This window comes from Moraxella sp. K127 (assembly GCF_015223095.1).
Lineage (GTDB): Bacteria > Pseudomonadota > Gammaproteobacteria > Pseudomonadales > Moraxellaceae > Moraxella.
In genome coordinates this window covers 1-15,390 of the sequence record NZ_JADFBZ010000063.1, presented here as the reverse complement: position 1 = coordinate 15,390, position 15,390 = coordinate 1, and the positions used below count along the sequence as shown (strand labels likewise).

Sequence of the window (15,390 nt, the reverse complement as noted above, 5' to 3'; positions counted from 1 at the left end):
CAAAGATGAGCTGACAGTCTTGGTGGTACATTTGGGTTGCCTATGCTAGATACCGCCGTCCCATAAGCAAGCACTTCCACGCCACCGCCATCTACCGCCGACGTTTCGATCCTTATGCCGTAGACTTGATTATAACCATGCTCATAAGCCTGCCGTTTCATACGTACAATCGCTTCACGTCTGCCACGATCTAACAGACTTTCATAGACGGTTAGGTTTTTGCCAAATAGGCTTAAAAAATCTGCAAACACAAGTTTGAACCTATCTTGGGCGATAGAAACGCTTCCCATGACAAGCATGCCATCCGCTTGAACGGTTGGTGCAAAAAAGCGTTCACTTGAAATAATGATGTGTCCAAGCAAACGCTCATCATTATCAAGGGTGGCTAAGTGCTTGCGTTCATTGGCTGTGCCAAAATACCAGCCGACCCCAAACAAAATAATGGCGATGACTATTTGTGGGTTGTTCAAGATTAGCTTGATGATGTCCATGATTCTTACTCAAAAGAGATGGGGCTAACAAAAGCGGTAGGTGAGCTTGGTCTGTCTGACTTGGTGTTTTTTACTGCCTTGACGGCGGTACCATATACAAAAATCTCAGATGCACCCACCGCTACATTAGATGTGGAAAAACGTACGCCTACAACGGCATTCGCTCCCATGGCACGGGCTTTGTCTATCATGCGTTCCAAGGCTTCTTGGCGAGCTTCTTCTAGGAGCTCGGTGTAGGCGACTAATTCTCCGCCCACGATATTTTTGAGTCCCGCCAAAAAGTCCTTACCGACGTGCTTGGTGCGGACGGTGCTGCCATAGACCACGTCTAGGCGTTCGGTGATGGTGTGGTTGGGTAGGTGTTCTAGGTTTGACAGTTGCATGATATTTTCCGTTATTTTTAAAAATAGATAATGTGAGCATAAGTATAACAAATTTACAAGAATTGGTGTGATTTTTATTGAAAAATAAATGGTTTTGCGTTAAAATGACTTTTTTATTTTGTATTTTATCTCCCACTTAGGTTGGCTAATAAATGACTTTGTGGTGTATCATGTCAAAGTTGGTTGATGATGATATGGCTACAATCGGCTCATTTTATCCTTTGATATGTTGGATAGAATGTTAAACATGCCTTTTTGTTGGTGCTTAGGTTAATTGGATTTTTTATCATGCGTAAAGACATTCACCCAGAATACCGCGAAGTATTGTTCCACGACACCAATGCGGACGTTTATTTTTTAACTCGCTCTACTGTGGCGACCAAAACCACTCGTGAATACGAAGGTGCCCAGTACCCATATTTCCCACTTGATATTTCAAGTGCATCTCACCCATTCTACACCGGTGAGCAACGTCAAGCATCTAACGAAGGTCGTGTGGCAAGTTTCAACAAGCGTTTCGGTGCATTTGCCAACCGTGGCAAAAAATAATAGATTTTACACGCTTATCTATGCCATTAAAATACCCCAAATCTCTGGTTTGGGGTATTTTCTAAATGTATAAATTGTGTTAAAAAGGACGGACATACCCTATTTTTTAAAATAAACCCTTGACATGAGTTAAAGGAATTTTTATGCTTCACAGCACAGCACAGCACAGCACAGCACAGCACAGCACAGCACAGCACAGCACAGCACAGCACAGCACAGCACAGCACTAGTTTAGTACGCTCGTCAGCCCTACAAACGATTGGGGTTGATGTTGTGAGTGATTTACATCAAGAAAAAAGATTCTATTATGAACAGCAAGAATACCAAGAAAAAGCCGTCGCTAATATCGTGGGGATTTTTGATGATTTTCATAAAAGTGGCGACATAGTCAGCACGTTATCTACGCATTACACCAACAATAACTACCAATTTCCCATCAATGGCGACAGTAAAAATATCGATGTCATGATGGAAACTGGCACAGGCAAAACCTTTACCTTTATCAAGGCGATTTTTGAGCTAACTAAGCATTTTGGCTACAAAAAATTCATCATCTTAACTCCCACCGTACCCATTCGTGAAGGCACTAAAACCAATCTTGAAGACACCAAAGACTACTTTAAAGGTCTGTATAATGACGCTCACGGCAAGGAAATTAACGTCTTTGTCTATGAAAGTAGCAATGTCTCTGCCATCAATGATTTCATCAAATCTGGGGATTTGTCTGCCCTAGTCATGACGCCCAGCTCGTTTGACAAAGGTGGCAACATTCTTAATCGACCTTTGGAAAAAGACCTTTATACGCCCGATTTGTTTGTTGCTCATCAGGGCGTGCCAAAATCCTACCTAGAATGCCTAAAACGACTCAATCCGATTGTCATCATGGATGAACCACACCGTTTTGAAGGCAATGCATTTAAGAAATATTTTGAAGGTTTTGATAATTTTTTCTTGCGTTTTGGGGCGACTTTTCCAAAAAAAGCGGACAGCCTGCAACTGTCCAACGTGGCGTATGTGCTAGACAGCTTAACTGCGTTTCAGCAAAGTTTGGTCAAAAAGATAGTGGTCTACACCCAAGATGTCATCGAAAATACAGATACGCTGATTGGCACAGACCCCAAAGCCAAAAAGGCGATGGTCAATCGCCTTGAAAATGGCATGTTGATGAAGCAGACATTGGGTATTGGTGGGCTGTTCAACGGCAAATCCATCAAAAAAATCAACAAAGATGTGGTGGTTTTGGTGGATGGCACGCTAGAAAAGGTGGACTATGCCATCTCTGATGACTCCCTACGAGTCATGATACGTGACACCATCAAACTGCATTTTGACAAAGAACAGGCTTTGTTTGATAAAGGAATTAAAACGCTCAGTTTGTTTTTTATGGAAAATGACATTGGCTTGTTTCGTGGCGATTCACCAAAAATCAAAATCATGTTTGAAGAAGAATACCTAAAAATCCGCCAAGAGATTTTGACAAAACTTGATAAAGACAGTGCCTATTGCCAATATCTGCAAAAAGATTTTGACAAAGATGGGGAGCTGCAGGTTCATAAAGGTTATTTCTCAGGCGATAAAGGCAGTAGCGTCGATGAAAAAATCAAGGCTGGCGTGAATGAGATTTTAAAAGACAAAAAGCGGTTGTTGTCCTTTGAGAGCTCAACCCGCTTTATTTTTTCTATTTGGGCATTGCAAGAAGGTTGGGATAACCCAAACATCTTTACCATCTGCAAACTGTCCAATCAGGGCAGTGAAAACTCAAAATTACAACAAATAGGGCGTGGGCTACGCATTGCGGTCAATCAAGATTTGCAACGCCAAACACTCGCCTTTTTGGATAATGACCAAGAATTATTTTGGCAAATCAACAACTTAGATGTGGTGGTTTCCAGCAAAGAGCAGGGTTTTGTGGAGAGCATCCAAAAAGAGATTTTGGAAAATTCGTTTTTGTTGGCAAAGCGATTTACCGAGCAGGAGATTAGACAACGCCTTGTGGATGGCGGAGTTGATGAAAAAACCGCCAGAAGCATTTTTAAAGCCTTGGAAAAAAATGACTTGATTGTCTTTGAAGATACAGAAGATGGCTTGGATGTTTATGAGCTCTCTGATGATTTTGATGAGCAACTAAAAACACTGGCACTGCCTGCCGACCACAAACAAATGATTGCCAAGCTGTTTTCAAACGACATCAAAGAATATGTAAAAAACGCCAATAAGAATAACAAAGGCAAAGACAAAGTCATCATCAAACCCACTCATCTTAGGGCGTTTGAAGAGCTTTGGCATGCCATTTATAAAAACACCAATTTTTTGCTCGAAAAGATGAGTAAAGCAGAAGAGACTCAGCTTATTGACAACATTAAAGCTCAGATTGAGAGTTTGGACATCAGTCGGGTCATGCTAGAAACCACACGTTCTGAGCTACATGTTGAAAAAATGCAGTCCAATCAGGCGGTTAGCAAAAGCATCGTTGATGGTTCTGTCTATGTCAGCAAGGTGGATTATCTGTTGTTGGTTCGTCAGCTTGCCGTGGACAGCAAAACGCCCTTGTCTTTTGTGGTGCGGATATTTAATGTGTTAAGTCTTGAATTTAAACAAAAAATACTTGTCAATAACCCAAAACAAGCCCAAAAAGAAATGGCAGATATCATCAAGCAGAATTTGATGGGCTTATTAAAAACCAAAATCAGCTATGGCATGATACAGCATACGGTAAAAGCCAACGTGTTTAAAACCGATGATAAGGCGACCTATCTAGATATCGGCAGTACGGGCAAATTTCAAAAGCCCATGCCCCAAGATTTTTCGCTAAAAGCCAAATGGGTGTTTGAAAACGTGATTGAATATGACAGTGACTTTGAGTTGGAGATTATTGAGCAAGACCCTGATATTAGTGAAATTGAGATTTTTGCAAAACTGCCACGCCTAAAAATCAAAACGCCACTGGGTGAATACAATCCTGATTTTTGTTATGCCATCAAAGGTAAAAATGGCAATCAAGTCTTTTTGGTGGTGGAGAGTAAAGGTTATGAAAAATCTACCAACATACCGCCTGATGAAAAAACAAAAATTGACATCGCCAAAAAATATTTTGATGCACTCAATGAGTATTATCAAAAACAAGGCAAAGACGACATAAAAATCGTCTTTAAAGAACGCATCAACAAAACCCAACTATCTGCACTGATTAATACTGATTAATACTGATTAATACTGATTAATACTGATTAATACTGATTAATACTGATTAATACTAGGAGACAACAATGAAACAAGATTTTTTAGACGCTGGTTTTACCGTGATTGACGGTGGTTGTGCCAACCATCCATTGCTTGATTATCTAAAAGAGCATTATCCAATGGTGATTTGTGATAATGAATTAGATTTGATGCAGTTAAAGACCCTTTTGGGTTTGCCGATTGATGATAAAATCAATGGCTATGGGCTAAATTTTATTGGTCGTAACTTTGCCCGTGCCAAATACCAACAAGAAACGGATAAAGAGTTGGTGTTAAATACAGCGATGAGCAAAGATATTGATACAACAAAAAACCTTGTATTAAAAGGGGATAATTTAGACAGTTTAAAGATTTTAAAGCATTATTACAAAGGGAAAATCAAGTGTATTTATATTGACCCGCCATATAATACCAATGGCGATGAGTTTATTTATCCTGACAAATTTGATAAAGAAGAAACCGAAGTGTTGGGTTTGGCGAATTTGTCAGAAGATGATTTTGCTCGGTTGGATTTTAGTTTTAAGACCAAAAAAAGCCACAATGGCTGGTTATCATTCATGTACCCCCGCTTGCTATTGGCGCAGGAGTTATTAAGCGATGATGGGGTGATTTTTATTAGCATTGATGACAATGAACAGGCAAATTTAAAGCTGTTGTGTGATGATGTATTTGGGGAAGAGAATTTTCTTAGCAGTATTTCATTGAAAATGAAAAATGTTGCAGGTGCTTCGGGTGGTGGAGAAGATAAAAAGCTAAAAAAGAATATTGAATATTTATTAATTTATGTTAAAAATTATGAAAAATTTTCATCATTCAAACCTGCTTATAAATTGTTTGAAATAGGAAATTTAGTACAGCTTTATAAATTAGAGAATAAAAGTTGGAAATACACCAGTGTGATTGTAGATTATGGTACAAAAGAATACATAACATCCACATTAGATGGGTCGGGTGATGAAATAAGGATTTTTTTACGAAATAATTATGAAATTTTATCTGTATCGGAGTTGGCAAAAAGAGATAATATTGATGAAAGTGAAGTTTATATAAAGTATGCAAAAAGGATATTTCAGACTGCTATGCCACAAAGCTCAATAAGACCAAGAGTGATAGAAGCATTAAAAGGGATGGAGTTCGATACAGATTTATTTTCAATTGAGTACATTCCAAAAACTGGGAGAAATAAAGGTAAGGTGTACGAACAATTTTACAAAGGCGATAAATTTAGGTTGTTTTCATGGTTGCATGATGTATCCGAAGAAATCAATGGAAAGTTGTATAAAAAAGAAATGGAAGGTACTTTTTGGGATTTGACATCAAACATGAATAATTTATCAAAAGAAGGGAGTGTGCCTTTTGACAATGGCAAAAAGCCCATTTTTCTAATTAAAAGACAACTTGAAATGATGGATGATAAAAATGCAATAATCCTAGACTTTTTTGCAGGTTCGGGTACAACAGGTCATGCGGTCATACAATTAAATGCAGAAGATGGCGGTCATCGTAAATTTATACTTTGCCAAATAGATGAGCCAATAGACCCCATCAAAAAGAAAGATGAGTATAAATTCTGCTTGGACAATAATTTACCGCCTGTAATTTCAAGTATTACCATAGAACGCCTAAATCGTGCAGGAGAGAGCATTAAAGCTGATATTGAACAACATAATGCCAAAAAAGATGTGGTAGAAAGTGATAAAAAACAGTTGCCTGATATTGGGTATAAGGTTTTTGATACCACACCTGCCCCGATATTGACGCTGGATGAAGAGAATTTTCAAATTGCTTTTCCCAAAGAGCATACCAATGCGATAAGCCGTATTTATCACATGATATTTAAAGTGGGTGTTGATGAGCCAACACAGGTGCCGATTGCCATCATTGATGAGTGTATGTACAAACTTGGCAGTAATTACTACATTACCGACAGTCACAAAGTGAGTGAAGATGTGCTATTAGATGCTTTAAAAGATGGCAGGGTTTATATCGATGGCTGGACGGCTAGCCTTGATGTTAGTTTGCAGAGCCAAAAAGATAAAGTGCAGATTGTTTTTTGACAAAACTGCTGGGTGGGTTTGCCCCAAAAGTGCAAGCTGTTTGTCATAACCACACCCCAAAAGTTGGTTGTGCTACTTTTGGGGTATGGTTTATTGGTAGATGATGTGGCTTACGCCCCTGAAATGCTGGTGTGAGCCAAGACGTCATCGACGTTGGTGTTATTGATGATGATGTGCAAATCAGCGGTTCTGATGTGGACGTCATTGCCGATATGACGGGTGGCTTGGCTAAGCTCATGTGTGTCGGCAAAAACATTGTCAAAGACAACTTTGTCATGGTCGCCAATATAGCTGTTAAAGTCACGAATGATGTTCAAGCCAGCACTTTCTTGGTTGAACGCAAAAGTGTCATCGCCAATACCGCCAAACAGCATGTTATTGCCTTTGCCACCATACAGATAGTCGTTGCCTTCACCGCCATATAGATGATCATTGCCATCATTGCCAAACAGACGGTCATCGCCTGCCCCGCCATGCAACAGACCATTGACACCGTTTAGTGCGTATAGAACGTCATTACCTTCTCTGGCGAAGATGATGTCGCCTGTCAAGACATCGTCTGATTCACTGCCTTCAAGGTGGTCTTGATAGTCGATGTCTGTATTGCGACTTTTGATGAGATAGCGGTTGGAGATGAGACCTTCTGAGCTGATGTCATAAGGGCGAATCTGAGTGTAGGACTCATTGTCAAAGCCGATTTTTTCAACATTTTCAAGGTGTTTGATGCCCGTACCGTCTTTGGCGTTCATGAATACTGTGCCATCAGACAGTCGGTAGGCGTGCCAATCTTGACTTTTGTCTTGTAAGATAACAGTATCAACGCCTGCACCGCCATCCACGCGGTCTGTTCCTTGTGCCAGTACGATGCGGTCATTGCCGTCTTTGGCATCGATATAGTCGCCTTGGTTGCTACTTTGGATAAGGTTGTTGTGGTTTGAGCCGATGATAAAGCTACCAACTTTGTCCGCCTGATGGCTTTTGTCCTTGACCCACATGCTAAGACGTTCGACGGCATTTAGCTGATCGATGATGACACGGCTGTCTTTGTGAGTGAGTTCATAAAAAGATGAGTTGGTGATACGCTCCAAAGTATCTTGACCTAATGCACCTGTGTGTGCTGCCCAGCCTTGGGCGGTGTTGATGAGCGACATGACAAAGGGGTTATTGACATCCCATAATGCCGAAGCATACGCCCCTGTCACCAATACCACGTTGTCAATACTGCTGTCAAAATCCTTGTCTATGTTGGACAATACAGGACCGCCACCAGCGATGGCATCAGCAACATTGATGTGAGAGCCTGTGATGCGATAGACGGCATCATTTTCATAGCCCATATTCAAAATGACATCAGGATTGTCATAGATGACGGGGCTGGCATGACCGATGTATACCGCATCGTTAAAAAATCCATCAGCCAATGATTCACGATGTTTTGCCATGATGTTGGTGTAGCCACCACCCAAGCTATAACCTGTGACCAGTACATCTTCGCCCGATAGGTCGTGGGCGGTGGCGTAGTCTTTGATGGCTTGTAAAAGCGGTTGCATGTTGGGGGCAATCTTGCCTTCGTTAAGATGAAAATAATCCGCCACATCGAGCAAATCATTGGTGCCAGCCCAGCTGATGCCAAGACGAGTGGGCTTGCCAGCATCATCAAATTCGCCAACCAACAGAACCTGCGGCCCTGAGCCATTAATCGGGCGGTTGCCGGTGATGGTGCTGGCAAAAGTGTAGTAGCCATAGATATCCACGGCACTGTTTGGCAGATTGAGCTCGGCTGGGGTGAGTGAACGCCAGCCATCGGGCAGGGTTAGGGCGGCATTGATGTCTTTTAGTCCTTCAGGCACGAGTTTGGCGAAACTGGCGACATTGGCATGCTGAGCCAGCTTACTGGTGGTGTGCATGAGTTCGGCGGATTGGTCACTGTCAAAATGACGAAAGTCAAACATTCCCATGATAAATTCCCTGTTTGATTGGTGGATGAAAGTTAATCGCATTCTCAATATAACCAAAAAGATACAAAATAACAAGCGAAAAAAGACGTAATTTTGGATTTTGGCGATGAAAGTGTGTATCAGCGATTTATCATGGGTAAAATGCTGTCAATTTCACTCATAATGGGCTGTGGGTTGAGTGGGGATGGGCTGATGGGCTAGTTTTAACTTTTTAAAAATAAAATGCCTGTGATATAAATGAGTCATAAAAATACAGATTAGTAAAAATCCCTTATCAAGCGATAAGGGATTTTTTGGGTTTAGCGTGGTTGATTGGTGGGTTTTTTAGTATTTTGTTGTTTGATGTCTTGCTTTTTGGCCGTTTGCTTTTTTATGCCTTGTTTCTTGGCTGATTGTTTTTTGGCTGTTTGTTTTTTGGCGGACGGTTTCTTTTGGGTTTGTTCGGTTTTGGGTTTTTTGGGTGATTGAGTGGGCTGTGCCATGGCAGTCATGGTAAAGGCGGATAGGGTAAGGGCGGTTAGCAGTTGTTTGATGTTCATAAAAATTCTCAAAAAAAAATAAAATGTTAAAGTAAAAGTTAAGTCATGCTGTCTTAACTGGGTATATTACACCACAAAATTATCAATCAAAAATTGCAAATCAAACAGTTTTTTAGATGATTGATAAGCAAAGAACAGATGTTCTGTATTAGTCATTGCTAAAAGTTTGGTAATATTTCTGATAAATAACCAAATCGCATGATTGTAAGGTTTCAGTAATAATGATTTGCATTACTCTTTTGGCATGTCTATCCACACTTGCACGCTGTTAGGGTTATAGAGCTTGCCTGCCATGCGTTGTAGGTTGGCAAGCGTGATGTGCGCATCTAGGTGTTTGACTTGGTCAAGATACGCCAAATCATCGCCTTGTTTGTCGCTTAATGCCAGACGGTTTAGCCATGTATAAGGGTCGTTTTGGCGGGATTTTTCTTGACTTTTAAAGGTGCTTTTGGCTTTGTTAATGTCGTCTGTCGTGATGAGCGTGGGCAAATCTGCCAGCACCTGTTTGGCATGAGTTATCATCTCGTCCGCCTTGTCGGGACTGGTGGTAAATTTGAGATGACTTTCAATGCGGTGGGTGTTGGGGTTTAGCGTGCTGTCAAAACTTAGCCGATAAATGCCTAATTTTTCATCACGCAAGGTCAGTTTGAGCTTGTCGCTGGCGATGTTTTTGAGTAGGTTTACCGTCATGGCATCCACGCCTTGCCATGTGTGGGGCGTGGTCATCCAAAGCTGTACGTCCGCTCGTGGCTCACTGTGGTGGGCGAATTTGACCGTATCCGATGTGGCAAGGGGTGTGGCGATATGACGAAATGCCGTCAAGGGCGGATTGGGATTGGCAAATAAGGGGACAAATTGTCCGATGTCGGTAGGTTTAGCGTTACTCACGACATAAAAAGTCGTGGGCGTGCGGGTCATTCGCTCCCATGTGTGATTAAGCATATTTTTGTCTAGCTTGTGCAAGTCATCAAGGCTTGGCAAGTGGTTTGGTAGTTGTCTTAATTTGCCAATCTCATCTAATCTGTGGCGTTCGGCTTGTTTAACGCCTATCGGGGCAAGCTCGCTCATTAGGGCGGTTTTGGTGTCATCAAGCCCGTCCTTAATGGTGGTATGGTACAGTTGGGCGTGGTAGAGACTGATAAGATTGTTTAAATTGGTATTATCACTGCTCATCTCAATGATAAGCTCATGCGTGGTCTGTTTGGCGGACAGATTTAGGCGGTGCGTTTTTTTAAAATTATCCCAAGCGGTTTTGTCAAAATGATAAGGCGTATTTTGAAAAATCAGCCCTGTGGCAAGTTGCGACTGCCACGCACTCAGCCCGTCTGCCTGTGTGCCTGCGGTGCTTACCGCCCGAATGTAGGTTTTGTCTTTGGCACTGGGGTGGGTGAGCCAGAGTACCCTATCGCCTGTGGAAAGCGTGTAGGTATGAGTGTTGCCGTGCCGTGCGGTGTGCGTGATGTGGGCGGTGGTGATGACATGGCGGTTTTGTTGGAGTGTGTGCAACTTGGGCATTTGGTGGATAAACTGCATCACGAAGAAAACTGGACGCAAAAACTCTCACTTGGCGAACAGCAACGCCTTGCCATAGCTCGGGTGCTACTACATTGCCCTAGCGTGGTGTTTTTGGATGAAGCGACTGCCAGTATGGATGAAGGGCTAGAAAATGCCATGTATGGACTGCTCATGAGTCTATCAAATACCACGCTCATCAGTGTCGGACATCGCTCAACGCTACTCAAATATCATCACACCAGACTAGAAGTGATGGGCGATGGAGCGTGGCAAGTGACAAAAATCTAAACCTAACAACAAGGGGCTTGCCCACTTGCCTGCCCAACCATCTGCCAGTCATAAGCCTTTGATGTGTCAAAAAATCATCCCCAAGCCCTTGACATTCGGGCAAAGAGCGGTTATTATGAGTGGCTGATTTATCCTTTCATATTTTTACCGCCCTTGTCAGTCCTTGACTTTTTTCTTGGCGGTGTTCATTTTATTTTCACTTCTACACATCTTATCTAGACCATCTCATGAATTTGACCGAACTAAAACGCAAGCCTGTCAGCGAGTTGCTATACATTGCTGAGCAAATGGGGCTTGAAAACATGGCTCGTAGCCGTAAGCAAGACATTATTTTTGCCGTTCTAAAAACCCATGCCAAAAATGGCGAGCCGATTTATGGTGATGGCGTATTAGAGATTTTGCCAGATGGTTTTGGCTTTTTGCGTTCATCGGAAGGCTCATATTTGGCAGGCCCTGACGACATCTATGTCAGCCCAAGCCAAATCCGCCGTTTCAATCTGCAAACAGGCGACTCCATCGCAGGGCAAATCAGACCGCCCAAAGATGGCGAGCGGTATTTTGCCCTATTAAAGGTCAGCGAAATCAACTTTGACACACCAGACCGCTCACGCCACAAGCTCATCTTTGAAAACCTAACACCCCTTTTTCCCACCCAGCAGTTACGCCTAGAAGTGGGCAATGGCACGACCGAAGACTTGACAGGGCGTGTGATTGACCTTATCGCCCCCATTGGTAAGGGTCAGCGTTCTATCATCGTCGCCCCGCCCAAGGCAGGTAAGACGGTGCTACTACAAAACATCGCCCAAGCCATCTCAAAAAACCACCCCGAGTGCTATCTTATCGTTCTACTCATTGACGAACGCCCCGAAGAAGTTACCGAAATGCAGCGTACCGTGCGTGGCGAAGTGGTCGCATCGACCTTTGACGAACCGCCACAACGCCATATCCAAGTTGCCGAGATGGTCATCGAAAAAGCCAAACGCCTTGTTGAGCACAAACAAGATGTGGTGATTTTATTGGACTCTATCACACGCCTAGCCCGTGCTTATAACACGGTCATCCCATCAAGTGGCAAGGTGTTGACAGGGGGCGTGGACGCCAATGCGTTGGAGCGTCCAAAACGCTTTTTTGGGGCGGCTCGTAATGTTGAAGAAGGTGGCAGTTTGACCATCATCTCCACCGCCCTGACCGACACAGGCTCTAAGATGGACAGCGTGATTTTTGAGGAATTTAAGGGTACGGGTAACCAAGAGATTACCTTGGAGCGAGAGCTTGCCGAACGCCGTATTTTCCCTGCCATCAATATTAAAAAATCATCCACTCGTCGTGAAGAACGTCTGATTGATGATGAAATGCTAAGAAAAGTGTGGGTTTTGCGTAAACTTTTGCAGCCCATGGATGACTATCAGGCGACCGAGTTTTTGCTTGACCGCCTAAAAGATGCCAAAACCAACGATGAGTTTTTTAATAACATGACTAAATAAGGTCTTTATTTATTGTAAATGTTGATAAATGAGATGATATTGGCAAGCTGTCATTATAAAAAAGTGGTTAAAATGTTATCATTTTGGTCTGCTTGTCAATGATTTGAGTTGTCGTTTTTAAAAACAGCGGTTACCAAAATCCATTGAAAAATAATCATTTTAAAAAAATTTGAAGTCATTTTTATGACAAAAATCAAAAATGACGGTCAAAAGAAACGTTTTGTTACAGATTGACCCTATTTATTACTAAAAATCATTTGTTATTGCCGAATGATGTTTATATAATAGTACAAGCAATATAGGGGTAATACTTTATTGTTTTTTTTTGCATCATTTGTATTTATGATGATGTTTGGATGATGGATGAATGTTACCTAAAACCTATTTGGAATACCTATAATTTAGACGACCTATATTTAGGTAATCTAAAACTTCCACTTTTTGGAGAAAATAGTATGAGAAAGTTAATCCTAGCTACCCTAGTTGGTTCATTGGCACTAACTGCTTGCTCAAAGCCAGCAGAAGAAGCCCAAGAAGCCGCCGTCACTGCCCAAGAAGCAGCAAACGAAGCACAAGCCGCCGCAAATGCCGCTCCTGCTGATGAAGCTGCACAACAAGCCGCTGATACTGCTCAAGCCGCTGCTGATACTGCTGCAACTGCCGCCGCTAATGCCCAATCTGCTGACAACACTGTTGCTGAGCAAGCCGAAGCGACTGCTGAAAACGCACAAGACGCTGCCGAAGAAGCTGCCGACGCTGCCAAAGATGCAGCTGACGGTGCTGCCGCTGCCGCAGGTACTGAGACTGTAACCAACGAAAACCCTGCTGTTGCTACTGTTCCTGCTACCACCGAAACAACTAACTAATCACGACCTAATCAAGACGTTGTTTAGTAAGCTGTTTAGCAAAAGAGTCATGTTTATGGCTCTTTTTTTGTTTGTCTACTGCTGGCAGTGGGCTTGCAAAAGCAAAAATTTACCTTATAAACTTATCAAACAGCCAATCAATCATTAAATTCAATGAATCAAACCCACTCCGACCATCTCACCCAACTTCTAAAAAATCTGCCCAATCTGCCTGGTGTCTATAAAATGCTTGGCAAATCAGGAGAGATTTTGTATGTGGGCAAAGCCAAATCCCTAAAAAGCAGGGTGAACAGCTATTTTGCCAAGACCATTGACCACCCAAAAACAGTGGCTTTGGTTGCTCGCATTTGTGATATTGAGATTATCATCACACGGAGCGAGTCTGAGGCTCTGCTCCTTGAACAAAATCTCATCAAACAGCACCGTCCACCTTATAACATTATCCTAAGGGACGACAAATCCTATTTGTATCTGTTCATCTCAAAGGACAAATTCCCACGCCTTGCGGTGGGGCGGGGCAAGGGCAATCATGCCGAGGGTCGCTATTTTGGGCCTTATCCGTCTGCCACGAGTGCCAAAGAAGCAGTGCTACTTTTGCAAAAGCTCTTTATGCTACGAAATTGCACCAATACGGTATTTGCCAATGCCAAACGCCCCTGCCTAGAACACCAAATCAAACGCTGTACCGCCCCGTGCGTGGGGCTGATTAGCCAAGCTGATTATGATGACAACGTGGGACAAGCGTTAGATTTTTTAAATGGTAAAACAGGCGAACTACAAGCCATGCTCGCCCAAAAAATGCACGAATCTGCCGAGAATATGCACTTTGAGCAAGCCGTCTTTTACCGAGACCGCCTAGCCATGCTCTCTGATATTACCGCCCGTCAAGCGGTGTATCGGGTGGGCGATGACAGCAGTGCCGATGTGTTTGCCATTGCCGACAAAAATGGGCTAACGGTCGTCCATGTGCTGACCGTGCGTGGCGGTAAGGTGCTGGGTGGTAAGAATTATTTTCCTGATGATGTGGGGGTGTTTGATACGCCTGCCGAGCGGTTGGGGCGGTTTTTGTTGTCGTTTTATTTGGACGTGAGCGATGATTTGCCCAAAGAGATTATCATCAATGAGATGATAGATGACAAAGACACGGTTGCCGAACTGCTCCATGATGAATTTGGCAAAAAATGCGTGATAAAAGACAAGGTACAAAAGCACCGCCGAGAGTGGCAGGAGCTGGCGATTTTGAATGCTCATAATGCCTTGACCGCCAAGTTGTCCGATTTTAATGAATTAAATGAACGGTTTGTCGCCATGCAACAGGTGCTAGGAGCGGTGTCGGATAGGGCGATTAACCGCATTGAGTGCTTTGACATCAGTCATACCATGGGCGAGCTGGCGGTGGGGTCTTGCGTGGTGTTTGACAGTCGGGGGGCAAGAAAGCGGGATTATCGCCAGTATGCCATTCATGACGTGGTCGGGGGCGATGACTATGGGGCGATGAGACAAGTGCTGATAAGGCGTTATGCCAAGCACCCCTTGCCTGATTTGCTATTGATAGACGGCGGTAAGGGGCAGTTAAATATCGCCAAAGAAGTCTTAACCGAGCTTGGTAAATTGGATGAGACATTGCTCGTGAGCGTGGCAAAGGGCGAAGGACGAAAGGCAGGGCTTGAAGTCTTGCACTTTTTGGAGCATGAGCCGATAGATTTGCCAATGGATTCTAAGGCGTTGCACCTTATCATGCACATACGAGACGAAGCTCACCGCTTTGCCATTACCGCTCACCGCAAAAAACGAGACAAGGCTCGTGGGGCGAGCGTGCTGGAAGTCATTCCCAACCTTGGGGCAAAACGCAGGCGAGACCTATTGGCTCATTTTGGCGGTATTCAGCAATTACTTGGTGCGTCCGAAAGTGAGATTGCCAGCGTCAAGGGCATTGGCAAGGTGCTGGCAGGGACGATTTATAAGAGTTTGCATGGGTAGGTAGCCCGCCTTGTGAATGATAAAAATAAGGGCAATGCGA

General features: G+C 43.1%; 12 protein-coding genes. 7 read left to right on the top strand and 5 right to left on the bottom strand.

The window, feature by feature from the left end:
* Both IM753_RS11620 and IM753_RS11615 read right to left on the bottom strand, forming a co-directional pair.
* A partial coding sequence (locus IM753_RS11620) for a YbjQ family protein (protein WP_065256883.1) occupies positions 1 to 491 on the bottom strand: 491 nt, incomplete at its 3' end.
* A 5-nt stretch (positions 492 to 496) separates the two neighbouring features.
* The gene (locus tag IM753_RS11615; protein WP_065256884.1) at positions 497 to 874 is read right to left on the bottom strand and encodes a YbjQ family protein; all 378 of its coding nucleotides are present in this window, start codon (positions 872 to 874) and stop codon (positions 497 to 499) included.
* 288 nt (positions 875 to 1,162) lie between these two features.
* Between IM753_RS11615 and IM753_RS11610 the strand changes: the two genes are divergently transcribed.
* The 3 genes from IM753_RS11610 (at position 1,163) to IM753_RS11600 (ending at position 6,720) form a co-directional block, all read left to right on the top strand.
* A complete protein-coding gene (locus IM753_RS11610) occupies positions 1,163 to 1,423 on the top strand; it encodes a type B 50S ribosomal protein L31 (RefSeq protein ID WP_029103198.1) in 261 nt (86 codons plus the stop codon).
* Between the two features lie 273 nt (positions 1,424 to 1,696).
* On the top strand, positions 1,697 to 4,624 hold the full coding sequence (locus IM753_RS13490) for a DEAD/DEAH box helicase family protein (protein WP_194092557.1): 2,928 nt from the start codon (positions 1,697 to 1,699) through the stop codon (positions 4,622 to 4,624).
* A gap of 65 nt (positions 4,625 to 4,689) precedes the next feature.
* Entirely contained in the window at positions 4,690 to 6,720 is a 2,031-nt protein-coding gene (locus IM753_RS11600; RefSeq protein WP_065256886.1) for a site-specific DNA-methyltransferase, read from the top strand.
* Between the two features lie 110 nt (positions 6,721 to 6,830).
* Here IM753_RS11600 and IM753_RS11595 read toward each other — a convergent pair whose 3' ends face one another.
* From IM753_RS11595 to IM753_RS11585, 3 genes are all read right to left on the bottom strand, one after another.
* Positions 6,831 to 8,678, bottom strand: a complete 1,848-nt coding sequence (locus tag IM753_RS11595) for a calcium-binding protein (RefSeq protein WP_065256887.1) — start codon at positions 8,676 to 8,678, stop codon at positions 6,831 to 6,833.
* 299 nt (positions 8,679 to 8,977) lie between these two features.
* On the bottom strand, positions 8,978 to 9,217 hold the full coding sequence (locus IM753_RS11590) for a hypothetical protein (RefSeq protein WP_194109343.1): 240 nt from the start codon (positions 9,215 to 9,217) through the stop codon (positions 8,978 to 8,980).
* A gap of 231 nt (positions 9,218 to 9,448) precedes the next feature.
* Complete coding sequence (locus tag IM753_RS11585; RefSeq protein WP_227713152.1) at positions 9,449 to 10,723, bottom strand: hypothetical protein; 1,275 nt, start codon at positions 10,721 to 10,723, stop codon at positions 9,449 to 9,451.
* Between IM753_RS11585 and IM753_RS13410 the strand changes: the two genes are divergently transcribed.
* From IM753_RS13410 to uvrC, 4 genes are all read left to right on the top strand, one after another.
* Complete coding sequence (locus tag IM753_RS13410; protein ID WP_304609651.1) at positions 10,697 to 11,020, top strand: ATP-binding cassette domain-containing protein; 324 nt, start codon at positions 10,697 to 10,699, stop codon at positions 11,018 to 11,020. The two genes, IM753_RS11585 and IM753_RS13410, sit on opposite strands and share 27 nt — an antisense overlap.
* Positions 11,021 to 11,247: 227 nt before the next feature.
* Positions 11,248 to 12,504 (top strand): transcription termination factor Rho, encoded by a 1,257-nt coding sequence (gene rho / locus IM753_RS11575; RefSeq protein ID WP_194109341.1) that lies wholly within the window; start codon positions 11,248 to 11,250, stop codon positions 12,502 to 12,504.
* Positions 12,505 to 12,959: 455 nt separating this feature from the next.
* Positions 12,960 to 13,370, top strand: a complete 411-nt coding sequence (locus IM753_RS11570) for a hypothetical protein (protein ID WP_194109340.1) — start codon at positions 12,960 to 12,962, stop codon at positions 13,368 to 13,370.
* Between the two features lie 153 nt (positions 13,371 to 13,523).
* Complete coding sequence (gene uvrC, locus IM753_RS11565; protein WP_194109339.1) at positions 13,524 to 15,350, top strand: excinuclease ABC subunit UvrC; 1,827 nt, start codon at positions 13,524 to 13,526, stop codon at positions 15,348 to 15,350.
* Positions 15,351 to 15,390: the final 40 nt, after the last annotated feature.